Here is a 15,688-nt window from a genome sequence, read left to right as displayed (position 1 = left end):
ATTAAATAGTGATAGGGGTGGCTTAGCTGCCCCTTTATGAAGGGGCGAAATAAATACAAAAACAATCAGCCCACCTTTGTTCACCGTCACCAAGTACAAGTAGAATCATCATGAATACAAATTTTAGAAAACCATTAGCAGGCACCGGAGTCGATTATTTTGATACTCGTGCTGCTGTTGATGCAATTAAACCGGGCAGCTATGCCACACTTCCTTACACATCACGTGTCCTTGCTGAAAACTTAGTTCGTCGCTGTGAACCTGAAATGCTCAATGATGCACTGTCGCAATTGATTGACCGCAAGCGTGATTTAGATTTCCCTTGGTTTCCTGCTCGCGTTGTATGTCACGATATCTTAGGTCAAACAGCGTTAGTTGATTTAGCAGGCCTTCGAGATGCCATTGCTGCAAAAGGCGGCGATCCTGCAAAAGTAAACCCTGTGGTACCAACACAGTTAATTGTTGACCATTCATTAGCGGTTGAACACGCAGGTTTTGAACCAGACGCATTTGAAAAAAACCGTGCGATTGAAGACCGTCGTAACGATGACCGTTTTCACTTTATCAATTGGACGAAAACAGCATTTAAAAATATTGATGTGATCCCGCCGGGTAATGGCATTATGCATCAAATCAATTTAGAGAAAATGTCGCCAGTGATCCAAAAACGTGATGGCGTGGCATTCCCAGATACATTAGTGGGTACAGATAGCCACACACCTATGGTCGATGCGTTAGGTGTTATTGCTGTCGGTGTGGGTGGCCTTGAAGCTGAAAGCGTGATGCTGGGGCGTGCTTCTTACATGCGTTTACCTGATATTGTCGGTGTTGAGCTGACTGGTAAACCACAGCCGGGTATTACTGCAACGGATATCGTATTAGCGATCACCGAATTTTTACGCAATGAAAAAGTCGTTTCGACCTACCTTGAATTTTATGGTGAAGGTGCCGATGCACTGACTCTCGGTGACAGAGCAACTATTTCTAATATGACGCCAGAGTTTGGCGCAACAGCTGCGATGTTCTACATCGATGACAACACACTTGATTACTTACGTTTGACTGGCCGTGAAGAAGAGCAAGTTAAACTAGTCGAAACTTACGCAAAAGAAACTGGTCTTTGGAGTGATAGCCTTAAAACGGCCGAGTATGAGCGTGTATTAACCTTTGATTTGTCATCTGTAGGTCGAAATATTGCGGGTCCATCTAATCCACATCGCCGTGTTGCAACCAGCGAACTTGATAAAGCGGGTATCACTGGCGCCTTAGAAAATGAAGAAGGCTTAATGCCAGATGGCGCGTGTATTATCGCAGCAATTACAAGCTGTACAAATACCAGTAACCCACGCAATGTCATTGCTGCAGGTTTACTTGCGCGTAATGCTAACGCTAAAGGGTTAACCCGTAAGCCATGGGTTAAAACATCACTGGCACCGGGTTCTAAAGCGGTGAAATCTTACCTAGAAGAAGCTAACTTATTACCTGAGCTTGAGCAACTTGGCTTTGGTATTGTGGGTTTTGCATGTACGACCTGTAATGGCATGAGTGGTGCGCTTGATCCTAAAATTCAGCAAGAAGTGATTGATCGTGATTTATACGCAACTGCTGTACTTTCGGGTAACCGTAATTTCGATGGCCGTATTCACCCATATGCCAAACAAGCATTCTTAGCATCACCGCCACTGGTTGTTGCTTATGCTATTGCGGGTACAATTCGTTTTGATATCGAAAAAGATGTATTAGGGCATGATCAACAAGGCAACGAAATTCGCCTAATGGATTTATGGCCAACAGATGAAGAAATTGATGCAGTGATCAAACAAAGTGTTAAACCTGAGCAGTTTAAAAAGGTTTACGAGCCAATGTTTGATTTAAGTGTAGATTACGGTGAAGACAACGATCCGCTTTACCAATGGCGCCCACAAAGTACTTATATTCGCCGCCCACCTTATTGGGAAGGGGCATTAGCGGGTGAACGTTCTTTGAGTGATATGCGTGCACTAGCCGTACTAGGCGACAATATCACCACTGATCATTTGTCGCCTTCAAACGCGATTTTAGCGTCAAGTGCTGCTGGTGAATACCTAGCTAAAATGGGTCTCCCTGAAGAAGATTTTAACTCATATGCTACTCACCGAGGTGACCATTTAACAGCGCAGCGTGCAACATTCGCAAACCCTAAATTATTGAATGAAATGGTTAAAGAAAATGGTGAAGTGAAGCAAGGTTCATATGCTCGCATTGAACCTGAAGGCAAAGTAACACGTATGTGGGAAGCCATTGAAACCTACATGCAGCGTAAACAGCCACTTATCATTGTGGCTGGTGCTGATTATGGCCAAGGCTCATCACGTGACTGGGCTGCAAAAGGTGTACGCCTTGCAGGTGTTCAAGTGATTGCAGCCGAAGGCTTTGAGCGTATTCACCGCACTAACTTAATTGGTATGGGCGTATTACCACTTGAATTTAAAGCGGGCACGACACGAATGACTTTAGGCATTGATGGTAGTGAGAGCTTTAGTGTCAAAGGTGAGCCAACACCTAGTGCAACACTGACATTGGTGATTACCCGTGCCAATGGTGAAACCGTTGAAGTACCAATGACGTGTCGTTTAGATACCGCTGAAGAAGTGTCAATTTATTCAGCTGGTGGTGTGCTACAACGTTTCGCGCAAGATTTCTTAGAATCTGAGGAGCACTAAACTATGGCGTTTAAACCACAAATGAAGGTGCCAGCAACCTATATGCGTGGCGGCACCAGTAAAGGGGTGTTCTTTAACTTAATTGATTTACCTGAGCCTGCCCAAGTGGCAGGCGAGGCCCGCGATAACCTATTATTACGTGTGATTGGTAGCCCCGATCCTTACCAAAAACAAACTGATGGTATGGGCGGTGCAACCTCAAGTACGAGTAAAACGGTGATTTTATCGAAAAGCGCTAAACCAGATCACGATGTTGATTATTTATTTGGTCAAGTGGCTATCAATAAAGCGTATGTTGATTGGAGTGGTAACTGCGGCAATCTAACCTCTGCAGTTGGGGCTTTTGCGATATCGAATGGTCTTGTTGATGCGAGTAAAATTCCTGATAACGGCGTTGTTGAAGTTAAAGTATGGCAAGTCAATATTAGTAAAACCATCATAGTGCATGTGCCAATTACTAACGGTGAAGTGCAAGAAACCGGTGATTTTGAGCTTGATGGCGTGACCTTTCCAGCCGCTGAAGTGAAACTTGAATTTATGGATCCGGCAGATGGTGAAGGTGCATTATTCCCAACAGGTAATTTAGTGGATGAACTTGAAGTTCCGGGGATTGGTATGCTGTCTGCGACGATGATCAATGCGGGTATTCCAACGGTTTTCATAAACGCCAGTGAAGTTGGCTATGATGGTACAGAGCTTCAAGAAGCGATTAACGGTGATGCATCTGCACTTGAAAAATTAGAAACAATTCGTGCCTATGGGGCGTTAAAAATGGGGTTAATTTCTCATCTTGATGAAGCAAAAGCACGTCAACATACGCCAAAAGTAGCCTGGGTAGCTCCAGCAACAACCTACCATGCATCAAGCGGCAAAGTTGTAAATGATACTGATATTGATTTAGTGGTACGTGCTATGTCAATGGGTAAATTGCATCACGCCATGATGGGCACAGCAGCGGTTGCAATAGGCACCGCTGCAGCTATACCCGGTACGCTTGTAAATCTCGCCGCAGGCGGGGGAGAGCGTCAGGAAGTTAACTTTGGTCATCCTTCTGGCACATTAAAAGTGGGCGCTGCTGCAACACTTGTTGATGGTAAATGGCAAGTCACAAAAGCAAGTATGAGCCGAAGTGCGCGCGTGTTAATGGAAGGCTGGGTTAGAGTACCCGAGTAATACCCTGTGTAATCTAAATGAAGCGGCGGTTACGCCGCTTTATCGAATTTGTAGCATTGTTTTTTCATATCTTCAATAAACTCATCAAACTTACCGCTTTTTTGCATGGTGTCTATTTCGTCATTGAGATCTTTTAAGGTATTTTTCCAGTTTGGGCTTGTTTTGCTGACAGAATAATAAAGTGGTTTGTGTTCTAGAGTTGGTTCTACAGCAACTAGAGATTCTATAATTCTTTGCTTATCGCTGTTAGATAGCTGAGATTTATAGACACTTGCTTTTAAAACCTCTAGGTCTGCAACAATAAGGCTGACACGATTGCTCAGCAATAAATGAATAAGTTGGTATTCATTATTAGCGACGATGGTATCAAGTTCTTTGCTTTCGATCATGCTATCAAGTTTCTTGGTGTTTTTGTAAGCACGGACTACACCTATAACATGCTCCTTGATTGATTCAAGGTCACCATTGAATGTAATCGAGTTACCTTTTAAAGTAACAAAAGATAAGTCGCCACCTGGTATTGGTTGACTTAAAGCTAATAGATTATTGCGAGTTTGGTTGAGAAAGTTGTCAGATATTACATCGTCCTCAACGAAATATTCGGGGAATAAGATATCGGCTTTTCCTAATTCCGCTTCTCTAACTGCGCGAGCCCATGGATAAAAGCCAATATAGACGCCATAGCCTTTTTTTAGTAGAGATTGGACCGTAAATTGGTAAAGCCAGCCTTTGTTACATAGGTTTTCATCAATATAAGGAGGCCAATCAAGAGTTACTAATCGAAGCGTTTTTTTAGCACCCAAGTTATAACCATAACCATCTTTATAGCGTACAGCATTTTGAGTAACTTCTTTGCCATCGAGTTGGTAAGTAACAGGAGTAAGTCCAGCGAATGCTTGATACGAAAAGATAAATATAATTACAGCAAGTACTTTCATAGTTTTTTAAGCTTCTTTTTTAAGTTAAGCTTAGCCCTTTTTGATTAGTCTTCAACACTGTATTTGTAATAAAATTTAACGAAGTTCTGGCTCCGTTAGATCACAAGTCATGGCTGGAGGCATTACTTTCGAATTATTTGCCTTAGATATTTCCATGTGATAATTTGCAATGGTCGTCGCGTTTTTTGTGATGGCGCGTCATGAGGACGACCTTATGATGTTAATTTTATTTCGGGGACGACCCTATACTAAAGAGGTCGGCCATGAATTGGGTCTTACTTATTATTGCAGGCTTATTGGAAGTTGCTTGGGCATACGGCTTAAAGCAATCAAATGGCTTTAGCAAACCACTTGTTTCTTTTTTAACACTCCTCACTATGTCTGCAAGCTTTTATTGCTTGAGTTTGGCTCTTAAATCTTTGCCCTTAAGTTTAGCCTATGCTGTTTGGGTGGGTATTGGCGTAATTGGTTCAGCTCTTATAGGAATGACATTGCTAGGTGAGGGAGTAAGCTTACTAAAAGTGCTTAGCCTCTTATTTATTGCAATGGGTATCATCGGGCTTAAAGTTGCCAGCTAGTATAAGCTCAATTCGGTTTTAAGTATCAAAGAGTACTGTAAATTCAGTGCTCTTAATTATTTATTCTTAGATGAACACTCTGAAATGGAGAATTAGTACGATCGAGTGGATTCGAACCACCGACTTTGGTAGGGGTCATAGAGAGTGGTAGTGCTCTAACTCAACTGAGCTAATTATTTTTTAGATGAAGACTCTGAAATAGAGAATTGGTACGACCGAGTGGATTCGAACCACCGAATTTGGCGTGGGTCATAGAGAGCGGTAGTGCTCTAACCAACTGAGCTACAACTGTATAATGTTGATTTTAGCTCGATAAAATTATGAGAATTTGAAAAAATTGGTACGACCGAGTGGATTCGAACCACCGACCTCTACCATGTCAAGGTAGCGCTCTAACCAACTGAGCTACGGTCGTACAGGCATTTAATTCTGAAGAGGATTAAATGTTTTGGTACAACCGAGTGGATTCGAACCACCGACCTTTGGACTGGGTCGTTAAGAGTGGTAGTGCTTTTTCCTTTGGTTATACCTATATCTTGGTACAACCGAGTGGATTCGAACCACCGACCTTTGGACTGGGCCGTTAAGAGTGGTAGTGCTTTTTCCTTTGGTTATACCTATATCATGGTACAACCGAGTGGATTCGAACCACCGACCCCTACCATGTCAAGGTAGTGCTCTAACCAACTGAGCTACGGTTGTATTTTGATATAAAATTGTTGTCTGTTTGGCTAAACAACGGAGGCTAATATATAGCGACTAGTTGTGTGAATCAAGCAGGTTTAGCTATTTTTGTGTTAAGTGCTGTTTTTTTATTCATAACGGACTAATTTCACACTCTTTATAAAAGTTTTGCCACCATTGTACGTGGCTCTTTGCTGATTGCTTTAGCTGCTCTAAAATAGCATGTTCGCCAGAAACAGATACATAATGATGCATTGAGGTATCATCCCACACTTGCAGGTAAAGTGGTTGTAGAGCTTCTAGCTTACCTGTCAAAAATGACTGATAGGGCTGTAGTTGCTGCAAATAAAACTTTTTAAAGATATTACTTAATGTGCGTGCTTTTTGTTTATTTTTATTGAGAGGGCATAACTCGTTACTTGAAAACTGAGTTAAAAGTTTTGTTAGTTGGTTATTATAACTAATCTGTGTCCTTGCTGCTGATATTAAAAGTTTATTGTAATTGAACTGGTTCAAAACCTGTAAGTTTTTAACAATTGACTCAGTATCTACATTTTTTACATTACCTGAATTTATCTGCTTAGCAAGTTTGGCAAATTCTTTCATCGCCTGTTCTGTCTCAGTAAAACCCGCGGTATCTTCTGCAAGGTGTACAGATGTTAGCTGCCAAGTTTGTTTAAATTCTGGTTCGTTGTTGAGCATAGCTTTAAAAAAAGTAGGCAGGGCGATTGTTTTTTGCTCTGCTGCGAATGCTATTTTTTTATAAAGCTCATCATTTTGCTCAAGGGTTGCTAAGCAAGTATTTGCACTTTGTATAAAATCTATTTGGTATTTCAATATATTTGCAGCTGAAGCGGTTTTGCCAAGTTGATTGTTGTGTTCAGCGATGAGGGTTGCAAGTTTACACTGTTGAAGCTGAGCAAGCTCAAGCATGCCAATGGTGGTACTATTATGTGCGTCGACTTTGTCATGTTGAACAGGGAAAGTCGTCGGCTTTTTTAGCTCAAAATCGTTAAATTTAAGAACATTGTGTAGCCTCTGTGCATAGGTTTGATTTAGTTCTCCCGAAGACTCAGAGCAAGCAACGACGAGGAAGCTCACCGTAATCACAGTGAGCTTCAAAAAAATTTTAGGCATTTTTAAAAGGTGCATGGTTAAATCGCCAATGTACTGTAAACATCAACATAATAGCTGCAGCACTTAAACCTACAATAATTCCAATCCAAAAGCCGTGAGGGCCCATTGCTGACACTATTAAATCTGTACGAGCAAGTACGTAGCCAAGAGCAAAGCCGATCAACCAGTAAGATATAAAGGTGATATAGCCAATGGGGGCAGTGTATTTTAATCCTCGCAAAATACCATTAGCCGATACCTGTAGTGCATCAGGTAATTGATAGATACAAGCAAGCACCATGATTGATGAAGCAAGCGCGAGCACTTCAGGGTTATCAGAATATAATTGACTTATCACATCACGTGCAAAAAAAGTCACAGTGGCTAATATAAAGGCAATTATTGCGGCTAAAATATAGCTGGTTTTAACAGCATTTTTTAGTTGATCATAATGCTTTTGGCCAAATAGGTTTCCAATGCGAATACTAATCGCAATAGATAAGCTCAGCGGCATCATGAATAACAACGTTGTGACACTGGCAGCAATTTGGTGACCCGCTACAGCAACAGCCCCTAGATGCGCTATGAATAAAGGAATACACGCAAATAGAGTCACTTCAAAAAAAGTTGCCAATGAAATTGGAATACCCACTTTTGTAATTGTCCACATAGTCGTTACTTTAGGTAAGGCAAAGTTTGCTAACAATGATTTGGCATTAATTTTTTTACTGAAGTGGCAGTATATAACTTGTGTTAACGCCATTGCGCTGAATACTAGGGCGGTCGCGATGCCACAACCAGCACCGCCATAGGCCTCAAAGCCTAATTTTCCATGAATGAATATATAATTAGCCGGAATATTCACTGCTAAGCCAATTAAACTGATATAAAAAGCCGGCTTAGTCATGCCCATACCTTCGGTTATATTCCGGTATACGCTAAATAGTAAAAAGCCAAAAATCCCCCACTTAACAAAATAAATGTATTGCTCTGATAGGGTTAAAATTGCAGGTGATGTATTTAACTGAACCAGCACTATGTCGGTAAGGCTGGCAAGCCCCAGTCCAATAACACTCAATACCAGCGCTAGGTATAAGCCTTGTTGAAAATAATGACTAATCCCTTGTTTGTCGTTGGAGCCAGCAAATTGAGCAATAATCCCCGTAAGGGCTAATAGAATGCCTTGTAATGCCAGCATTAGTGGATTCCAAATACCTGTAGCGATAGACAATGCAGCAAGATCAGTCGCACTAACTTGCCCTGCCATAATAGTGTCTACCACCGTCATCAAAATAAGGGTAACTTGTGCCAAAAATACAGGGATGGCTAGAGAAATTAACCGTTTGGCTTCCCAACTACAAAAAGACATAAAATACACGACTAAATAAACAGGCAGCCATTGTAATCTATTCATAGATCAATAAAAATCGCTGTTACTTATTTAGTGAAGAAAAGAAGGTACATCTATGTTTACCGGAATTGTACAGACCCAAGCGTTAGTTGAACATATAGCAAACCAAGAAGGTGTTTTAAGGCTTACTTTAAAAGTTAAGGACGCTTATGCTAATAACCTAGCAATTGGTGCAAGTATTGCTATCAATGGGTGTTGTTTAACGGTTGTAAAGTTTGAAAAGGTATCACAAGAAAACACCATAATTAGTTTCGATGTAATAGATGAAACCCTTAAGTTAACCAATTTAGGCCTTTTAAAAGTAAATGATATGGTCAACTTTGAACGTTCTATGACCTTTGGCACAGAACTTGGTGGTCATATAGTGTCTGGTCACATTCATACCATGGCGGAAATTTTAGCTATTGAACATACACAAGATAACTGCAAAATCCAATTGGCAATACAAAGCACTTGGCAAAAGTATGTTTTATATAAGGGCTTTGTAAGTGTAAATGGCGCAAGTCTTACAGTAGGAGAGGTCGATGAGAAGGGCTTTTGGTTGCACCTTATCCCAGAGACTCTCGCTATTACAAATTTAGATAGATATAGTGTTGGTGATAGGCTCAATATCGAAGTTGATCAGCAAACCTACACTATCATCAACACTGTTGAGAACTACTTGGCTCGGCAAGCAAATTAAAAAATTTGTTCATCATCACTATCAACATGCAACTCTAGTTTGTTCTGTGCGTAATCTATATGCATGTTTAAATGAATAGGGTTGCAGCATGCACTGCAATCCTCATAGTAATCTTGGTCACCATCACTGGCATCTAGTGCAACATGAATATGGTGACCGCAATGAGGGCATGAAATACGTTGTGTGAAATGATTTTTCATCAGCTTTTACCTTAATCAGGCATGCCTGAATTAGTTAAATTGCAATCTTTATTAAACTCTAACCCATCAAAAATGAATTTATATTTAATACGATTGATATAACTTACTAGCCAGCTAATAAACAAGTGGCTAGCACCTGTATTTGAACATGTTCTAAGGCAAATTATAGTTCTGATTTTGCATTTATGACATTTGCTTTACAGCGGCAAGGAGATTATTTAAGGAGTAAATTAATTTGTTGTTTAGCTTCAGTCAGATAGTGACCAGCAAAAATATTCGCATTATTTAAAATAGGGTAAAGTTGATAAATTTGTTTGCGTTGCTGATAACCATTTTGTAGCGGGTACTGGCTATCGTATGCACTGTAGAACGCGTCTGGGAGCGGGGCGAATAACTCACTCATGGCAATATCGCATTCCCGATCACCATAATAACAGGCAGGATTGTAAATGCTTGGAACAGCATGAATAAATCCCATGTTCCTGCGCCAAAAATCACCGTGTAGCAAAGATGGCTCTACTAGATGGCCGTGTAGCATGTCTTTTATAAAAGCAATAAACATATCTTGATTAACGAGCTCTATACCTTTTTCTTGAAGCAATTGAAGTTGCCAACCAATGCGCTCCTCAGCAAAAAATACATCCCACTTTTTATGCCATCTATTCGGTTGCACTGTCGGACCTAAAAAGTTGTCATTATCATAGCCAAACATGGCTTGTGTGTGTTTTTTATGTAAGTTTGCTAAGTGTTCCCCCATAATGTGCCAACAATCATGAGGTTGTTTGTCGTGTTCAAGCCACTCAAGCACTATAAATGAAAACTCAATATTACTGCCAACTGTGATGCAGTCTGGAATCATGAACAGGCTTTCTTGGGTTAGAAGTTTAAGATTAAATGCTTCACATTCGAGGCGATCTAATTCACTGACATGTGCAACTTTGACAAAGTAACGATGTGAATCATTGGCAAGTTCAAAGTATTTATCGTTATTAGGTGATTGCAATTGGCGTTTGAAAGTATGTTTAAAGTCAAAGTGCATTGCTTGGCTGATTTGCTCATTCACTGAATTCCACATAGGTTTTGCTCACCTTTTGACCATCTAATTAAACTATGGCAAAAAGACAATGAATTAACAAACCCATAGCGTTAATATTATCAAGATTAATAAGATTTTCTGGGGAATTGAATGAACAAAAGTCTTGTGACTAATCTTGTCGCTGCGATTTTAGTATTGTTGGGCTTCTTGCTAGACAATGAAATTGTTTTATCAGTGGGTTTGTTTGCCTTGTCGGGCGCTGTAACAAACTGGGTTGCAATTCATATGTTGTTTGAAAAGGTCCCGTTTTTATATGGTTCTGGTGTTATAACAGTTAAATTTGAATCGTTTAAAGTGGCGATTAAAAACTTGGTTATGACAGAGTTCTTTACTGAGCAAAAAATTGACCAAGTAATGGCAATGGCAAAGCCCAATATTGACCTTGAGCCTGTGATAGCACATGTGAACCTGAGCCCCGCTTATGACTCATTAATCGAAGTGATTGAAGCTTCTCAATTTGGCAGTATGTTAGGAATGTTCGGTGGCCGAGAAGCTTTAGAGCCAATGCGTGAGCCGTTCATCGTGAAAATGAAAGAGGCGGTGATTGACATTTCACATAGTGATGAGTTTAAAGCGATTTTAGATGAAAAACTGTTTGCTAGTTCGCATATTGGTAGCTCACTACATACGACAGTTGAAGCGCTAGTGGATGATCGTTTAAATGAGCTTACACCCACAATGGTAAAAAATATTATTCAAACAATGATTAAAGAGCATTTAGGTTGGTTAGTGATTTGGGGTGGCGTTTTTGGAGGCCTATTTGGCTTACTAGCAGCACTTATTTAAAGGTGAGCAACAGGTATATAAAAGCTGTTGCTCAGTGGCTTTTATTTAGAGCCGGCAATAACAATAACAGTGTCATCAGTTGTTTTTGCCAAGTCATGAATGCTCGTTTGGGTCGATTCTAATTTTAGATACTTTGCTGTCTTATTGAAGCCATAGATACTCGCAAATTTTGCAGTAGACATATTATTACATAGAAGCTTGTCTGAAATTACACGCCTATTGATGCCTAAGTCTCGCATTTTATGCACAAGATCTAAACGATTGTTTGACGCAATTGCCATACACGTTTGCGTGCCAGGTGAATCATCTGCAGCTACAAATTGCGCTGCACTTGTATCAAAAGTAATCACAGATGAGCCAATAATAAGCGCTGTTCCAAGTGTTGTTAACGTATTCATATTTCTCTCCGGTTGATGTCTTAGCGATTAAAGGGTTTGAATGTTTATCCCATTTGGTTAGAACACCTTAATTATTAACGTATCTTTATCTGGTTGCTGTTAATGAAAATCGATAAGATGTAAGTAAGTATGAAGATATGTATAAATTAAACTAACCCACTGAAAAATTAGTATATTAAGTATTACTTTTGACACAATTAACGAAAAGTATTTCTGCCTTTGAATTGAAAAAGCGAAATGTCGATGGGTTTAATGTATGGTTTTTACTTCATACTTACATTTGAGTATTTACACTAGCGCTAAATCAGTTTTACAACGCCGATTAAAACGTGAGGAGAATAAGTGACTAAAAAACTATCTGGCTATTATCAACAAGCTTATGCAGTAAACTCAAAACACTTTAATCAGTGTTTCTACTGCGGCTGTGAAGCAACTGAGCGTGATTATTGTCCGCCACTGCATATGCTGCAAAGTATTGTTGATCTAGGAGAGGACGCTGAGTTTATCTCTATTCCAGCCTGCTATGAATGCTTTGCGTTACTGCATAATGAACGTGTACTCACTATTGATGCACGTTTTGTAAAAGTGAAAAAGAAAATAACAACCAAGTACGCTAAGGCACTACGCATTTTCCATATGTGGCATGAAAGTGAACTTGATGATATGAGTGATGAGTTTGTTCATAGTATTCGGGCCGGTATGAAGCTAGGTGCAGAGGCGGCTGAGCGTTTAGCTTTTCAAGGTTATAGTTACGCGACTGAAGATGCCAGCGTCACTGTACGCGAAAAACGTGCAGAATTTGATGTCCAAGGTAAGACATTTTATGACTTTAAAGACGCACTCAATTATTGCATTAATGATCTAGGTGTCGATCGAAGTGAATTTTATAAGCTGGTGGTAGAAGATTATAACGGTGATTTTAACCGTGCTTTAAGCCAATACAGGCATCGCCATGATAGAGTAACCGCTGCCAGTGACGCAGACACCTTAATAAAAAGTTTTGCTAAGCAACACAAACAAAACTCTGATTTTGTTACCCGAACAGTGAAACATTTCATCAATAAAGATCCAACGTTAACAACTGAAGGGGCATTGGAGCAGCTTTATATTAACTATATAAAAAAGTAGTCTAGCTCAGGTTCGTTATTCATCTTAATAAATGGTGATTAGCCTCTTTTGTTCGCATTAAAATTAACATTTAGTTAAAGTAAATGAATAATAAAAAGGAGAAACAACATAATGCAAAAATTTGCTCCATCAGTGTTGGTCATTGCGCTTGGTGTCGTGTTAGCCGGCTGTCAAGATAATGGCCCACAAGACCCAAGAGTCTCAATTAATAAAAATCCATATCCAAGCACTTATAAGCCACTTGCTTCAACGAGTACCCTTATCACCAATGCGACTGTATTAACAGGAACCGGTGAGCGTTTAGACGAGGCTGATGTCTATTTTGTTGACGGTAAAGTACAACAAGTTGGTAAGGGGTTAAGTGTTCAAGCTGATACAACAATTGATGCACAAGGTAAATGGGTAACACCTGGGATTATAGATGTTCACTCACATTTAGGTGCATACCCAACCCCATCAGTGGCATCTCACCAAGATGGTAATGAAATGACCAGCCCTGTGACTGCAGAGGTGTGGGTTGAGCACTCTGTTTGGCCACAAGATCCTGGTTTTAATCGTGCTCGTGAGGGCGGTATTACGTCATTACAAATTCTACCAGGCTCAGCAAACTTGATTGGTGGTCGTGGTGTAACCCTTAAAAATGTTCCTTCGCATACAATGCAAGGTATGAAATTTCCTGATGCACCCTATGGTTTAAAAATGGCGTGTGGCGAAAACCCGAAACGTGTTTATGGTAGCAAAGGTGTTTTGCCATCTACGCGTATGGGGAATATGGCAGGGTATCGTACAGCATGGATTGAAGCCGCTGAATATAAACGTCAATGGGATAAATACGACAGTGATTATGACGCGGGTAAGAACCCAGAAGTACCACATCGTGACATTAAGCTAGATACCCTAGCTGGTGTACTTGAGGGCGACATACTCATTCATAACCATTGCTATAAAGCAGAAGAAATGGCCATGATGATTGACCTTGGCAAAGAATTTGGCTATCACTCAGGTACTTTCCATCACGGTGTCGAAGCATACAAAATAGCTGATTTACTCGCTGAAAACGGTAACTGTGCAGCACTTTGGCCAGATTGGTGGGGTTTTAAGATGGAAGCCTATGACATGGTTCAGGAGAACGTGGCAATTGTCGATGCAGTTAAAAACTCATGTGCTGTTGTTCATTCAGACTCGGATACAACCATTCAACGTCTAAACCAAGAAGCTGGTAAAGTTATGTATCGCGCAAACGATGTTGGTTATGACATCTCTGAACAACATGCAATTAAGTGGATCACCTCAAATGCGGCTAAATCGCTGGGTATCGATGATAAAACAGGATCACTTGAATCTGGTAAACAAGCTGATGTTGTTATCTGGAATCAAAACCCATTTAGTGTGTATGCAAAAGCTGAGCAAGTATTTATCGATGGTGCCAAAGTTTATGATCGTAACGATGATAAATACCAAGCACAAAGTGATTTCATGCTAGGTCAAAAATAGGAGTAACATTGATGACAAAATTAACTAAATCATTAAAGCTGTCACTTGTTGCTGCTGGCTTATTTTCTGCGACAGCAAGTGCTGCATCTGTGGCAATTGTAAATGCAACATTACACACTTCAACAGAGCAAGGTGTGCTAGAAGGCGCAAGCGTTGTTATTGAAGGTGACAAAATTGTTGCAATTAACCCGATATCTATCAACGCAGATACAACTATTGACGCAAAAGGCCAAATCGTAACTGCTGGGTTTATCGGCACAATGAACCAACTTGGCTTAGTTGAGGTGGGTGCTGTTGCAGGCTCACGTGACGGAAGCGATGATAAAGCAACTATCGATTTTGACCCAAGTCTTGCGTTTAACCCACGTAGCAGCTTAATTCCTTATGCCCGCAAAGGTGGCATAACTCAAGATGTAATTGTCCCTAATGGCGGTGAAAGTATCTTTGCTGGCCTTGCATCTGTGGTTGATTTATCGGGTAGTTTTGAAAGTGTTAATAAAAAGCAAGTTGCACTTGTTGTTCACCTAGGTGAAAAGAGCAAGGGCTCTCGTGCAATGTCAATGAAAACACTTATCGATAAGCTTGAAGGTGAAAAGTCAGCTAAAAAAGATGACAAAAAAGAGCCTTCAACAGAGCAAAAAGTGCTAGCAGCAGTGCTTGCTGGTGACATGCCGCTGATTGCCAGTGTTCAACGCGCGTCAGATATTTATTCACTTGTTAAGCTAAAAGAAACCTATGGTATTAATTTAGTGATTCATGGCGGTGATGATGCTGTTGTGGTTGCGGATACGCTAGCAAAAGCTAATGTGCCCGTGATCATCAGTTCAATGGCTAACTTACCAGGGAGCTTTGACTCATTACATGCAAACCTTGCTAATGCAGGTAAGCTTGAAAAAGCCGGTGTCAAAGTGATTATTGGTGTTGCCGGTGACTCAAGCCACAATGTATACCAATTACGTTTTGATGCAGGTAACGCTGTATCTTACGGTATGACTCAACAGGGTGCTTTGAGTGCAGTAACGAGTAATATTGCCGATGTATTTGGGCTGAATTCCGGTGTTATTGCAACAGGTAAACGTGCCAACCTCGTTATGTGGTCTGCCGATCCTTTTGAGCTTAACTCACACGTGAGCAAAATGTGGATCAATGGTGAAGAGGTTTCTACCGAAGCGCGTCAAGATAAACTACGTGAGCGTTACACAACAGATTCAGCTATGCCTCGAGCTTATACAAAATAAGCGCATTAGCTAACAAACTAAAAAGGCCGCAATGCGGCCTTTTTCATATCAGTTAAAGGCGCTT

The 15,688-nt window shown here is 40.5% G+C and carries 14 protein-coding genes and 2 tRNA genes; 8 read left to right on the top strand and 8 right to left on the bottom strand.

Annotation, left to right across the window (positions count from 1 at the left end; genetic code table 11):
- Window positions 1–110 precede the first annotated feature (110 nt).
- Both acnD and prpF read left to right on the top strand, forming a co-directional pair.
- Window positions 111–2,702: a Fe/S-dependent 2-methylisocitrate dehydratase AcnD gene (acnD, locus tag PAARA_RS11675; RefSeq protein WP_062569201.1), complete on the top strand. Its 2,592-nt coding sequence runs from the start codon at window positions 111–113 to the stop codon at window positions 2,700–2,702.
- Window positions 2,703–2,705: 3 nt separating this feature from the next.
- Entirely contained in the window at window positions 2,706–3,875 is a 1,170-nt protein-coding gene (gene prpF, locus PAARA_RS11670; protein WP_062569200.1) for a 2-methylaconitate cis-trans isomerase PrpF, read from the top strand.
- 29 nt (window positions 3,876–3,904) lie between these two features.
- Here the strand turns inward: prpF and PAARA_RS11665 are convergent, their stop codons facing one another.
- On the bottom strand, window positions 3,905–4,813 hold the full coding sequence (locus PAARA_RS11665) for a substrate-binding periplasmic protein (protein ID WP_062569199.1): 909 nt from the start codon (window positions 4,811–4,813) through the stop codon (window positions 3,905–3,907).
- 263 nt (window positions 4,814–5,076) lie between these two features.
- On the opposite strand from PAARA_RS11665, the gene PAARA_RS11660 reads away from it, so the two are divergent.
- Window positions 5,077–5,391, top strand: coding sequence for a DMT family transporter (locus tag PAARA_RS11660; RefSeq protein WP_062569198.1), 315 nt, complete (start codon window positions 5,077–5,079; stop codon window positions 5,389–5,391).
- A gap of 338 nt (window positions 5,392–5,729) precedes the next feature.
- Here the strand turns inward: PAARA_RS11660 and PAARA_RS11655 are convergent.
- The 4 genes from PAARA_RS11655 to PAARA_RS11640 all read right to left on the bottom strand — a co-directional run bounded on the left by PAARA_RS11655 (window position 5,730) and on the right by PAARA_RS11640 (window position 8,560).
- Window positions 5,730–5,806: transfer RNA gene (locus PAARA_RS11655), tRNA-Val, on the bottom strand.
- 210 nt (window positions 5,807–6,016) lie between these two features.
- A tRNA-Val gene (locus PAARA_RS11650) sits at window positions 6,017–6,093 on the bottom strand.
- A 114-nt stretch (window positions 6,094–6,207) separates the two neighbouring features.
- A complete protein-coding gene (locus tag PAARA_RS11645) occupies window positions 6,208–7,212 on the bottom strand; it encodes a DUF3080 family protein (RefSeq protein WP_167346340.1) in 1,005 nt (334 codons plus the stop codon).
- Entirely contained in the window at window positions 7,205–8,560 is a 1,356-nt protein-coding gene (locus tag PAARA_RS11640; protein ID WP_062569196.1) for an MATE family efflux transporter, read from the bottom strand. The genes PAARA_RS11645 and PAARA_RS11640 overlap by 8 nt, the downstream gene beginning before the upstream one ends.
- A gap of 97 nt (window positions 8,561–8,657) precedes the next feature.
- On the opposite strand from PAARA_RS11640, the gene PAARA_RS11635 reads away from it, so the two are divergent.
- Entirely contained in the window at window positions 8,658–9,284 is a 627-nt protein-coding gene (locus PAARA_RS11635) for a riboflavin synthase (protein WP_062569195.1), read from the top strand.
- Here PAARA_RS11635 and PAARA_RS11630 read toward each other — a convergent pair.
- A complete protein-coding gene (locus PAARA_RS11630; protein WP_062569194.1) occupies window positions 9,281–9,484 on the bottom strand; it encodes a CPXCG motif-containing cysteine-rich protein in 204 nt (67 codons plus the stop codon). The genes PAARA_RS11635 and PAARA_RS11630 overlap by 4 nt on opposite strands.
- Before the next feature lie 214 nt (window positions 9,485–9,698).
- Window positions 9,699–10,559 carry a fructosamine kinase family protein gene (locus PAARA_RS11625; protein ID WP_062569193.1) on the bottom strand — a complete coding sequence of 287 codons (861 nt, stop codon included), beginning with the start codon at window positions 10,557–10,559 and terminating at the stop codon, window positions 9,699–9,701.
- Between the two features lie 111 nt (window positions 10,560–10,670).
- Here PAARA_RS11625 and PAARA_RS11620 point away from each other — a divergent pair, with 111 nt between their 5' ends.
- Window positions 10,671–11,366: a hypothetical protein gene (locus PAARA_RS11620; RefSeq protein WP_062569192.1), complete on the top strand. Its 696-nt coding sequence runs from the start codon at window positions 10,671–10,673 to the stop codon at window positions 11,364–11,366.
- Between the two features lie 41 nt (window positions 11,367–11,407).
- On the opposite strand, the gene PAARA_RS11615 is transcribed toward PAARA_RS11620, so the two are convergent.
- Window positions 11,408–11,764, bottom strand: a complete 357-nt coding sequence (locus PAARA_RS11615) for a DUF3718 domain-containing protein (protein ID WP_062569191.1) — start codon at window positions 11,762–11,764, stop codon at window positions 11,408–11,410.
- Between the two features lie 342 nt (window positions 11,765–12,106).
- Here PAARA_RS11615 and PAARA_RS11610 point away from each other — a divergent pair, with 342 nt between their 5' ends.
- The 3 genes from PAARA_RS11610 (at window position 12,107) to PAARA_RS11600 (ending at window position 15,624) form a co-directional block, all read left to right on the top strand.
- Window positions 12,107–12,892, top strand: coding sequence for a hypothetical protein (locus tag PAARA_RS11610; RefSeq protein WP_062569190.1), 786 nt, complete (start codon window positions 12,107–12,109; stop codon window positions 12,890–12,892).
- A 111-nt stretch (window positions 12,893–13,003) separates the two neighbouring features.
- Window positions 13,004–14,386, top strand: a complete 1,383-nt coding sequence (locus PAARA_RS11605) for an amidohydrolase (protein WP_062569189.1) — start codon at window positions 13,004–13,006, stop codon at window positions 14,384–14,386.
- A gap of 11 nt (window positions 14,387–14,397) precedes the next feature.
- Window positions 14,398–15,624, top strand: coding sequence for an amidohydrolase family protein (locus PAARA_RS11600; protein ID WP_062569188.1), 1,227 nt, complete (start codon window positions 14,398–14,400; stop codon window positions 15,622–15,624).
- The last annotated feature ends 64 nt before the right edge of the window (window positions 15,625–15,688 follow it).

This window comes from Pseudoalteromonas arabiensis (genome assembly GCF_001550155.1).
GTDB classification, from domain to species: domain Bacteria; phylum Pseudomonadota; class Gammaproteobacteria; order Enterobacterales; family Alteromonadaceae; genus Pseudoalteromonas; species Pseudoalteromonas arabiensis.
The sequence above is the reverse complement of the archived record's forward strand: the minus strand, read 5'-3'. Positions and strand labels throughout refer to the sequence as shown.

Bases quoted from the DNA above. Each gene is read 5' to 3' on its own strand.
- PAARA_RS11645 (WP_167346340.1), bottom strand. From the start codon at position 7,212: ATGCCTAAAATTTTTTTGAAGCTCACTGTGATTACGGTGAGCTTCCTC.
- PAARA_RS11600 (WP_062569188.1), top strand. From the start codon at position 14,398: ATGACAAAATTAACTAAATCATTAAAGCTGTCACTTGTTGCTGCTGGC.
- PAARA_RS11625 (WP_062569193.1), bottom strand. From the start codon at position 10,559: ATGTGGAATTCAGTGAATGAGCAAATCAGCCAAGCAATGCACTTTGAC.
- PAARA_RS11665 (WP_062569199.1), bottom strand. From the start codon at position 4,813: ATGAAAGTACTTGCTGTAATTATATTTATCTTTTCGTATCAAGCATTC.
- acnD (WP_062569201.1), top strand. From the start codon at position 111: ATGAATACAAATTTTAGAAAACCATTAGCAGGCACCGGAGTCGATTAT.
- PAARA_RS11605 (WP_062569189.1), top strand. From the start codon at position 13,004: ATGCAAAAATTTGCTCCATCAGTGTTGGTCATTGCGCTTGGTGTCGTG.
- PAARA_RS11640 (WP_062569196.1), bottom strand. From the start codon at position 8,560: ATGTCTTTTTGTAGTTGGGAAGCCAAACGGTTAATTTCTCTAGCCATC.
- PAARA_RS11615 (WP_062569191.1), bottom strand. From the start codon at position 11,764: ATGAATACGTTAACAACACTTGGAACAGCGCTTATTATTGGCTCATCT.
- PAARA_RS11630 (WP_062569194.1), bottom strand. From the start codon at position 9,484: ATGAAAAATCATTTCACACAACGTATTTCATGCCCTCATTGCGGTCAC.
- PAARA_RS11635 (WP_062569195.1), top strand. From the start codon at position 8,658: ATGTTTACCGGAATTGTACAGACCCAAGCGTTAGTTGAACATATAGCA.
- PAARA_RS11620 (WP_062569192.1), top strand. From the start codon at position 10,671: ATGAACAAAAGTCTTGTGACTAATCTTGTCGCTGCGATTTTAGTATTG.
- prpF (WP_062569200.1), top strand. From the start codon at position 2,706: ATGGCGTTTAAACCACAAATGAAGGTGCCAGCAACCTATATGCGTGGC.
- PAARA_RS11660 (WP_062569198.1), top strand. From the start codon at position 5,077: ATGAATTGGGTCTTACTTATTATTGCAGGCTTATTGGAAGTTGCTTGG.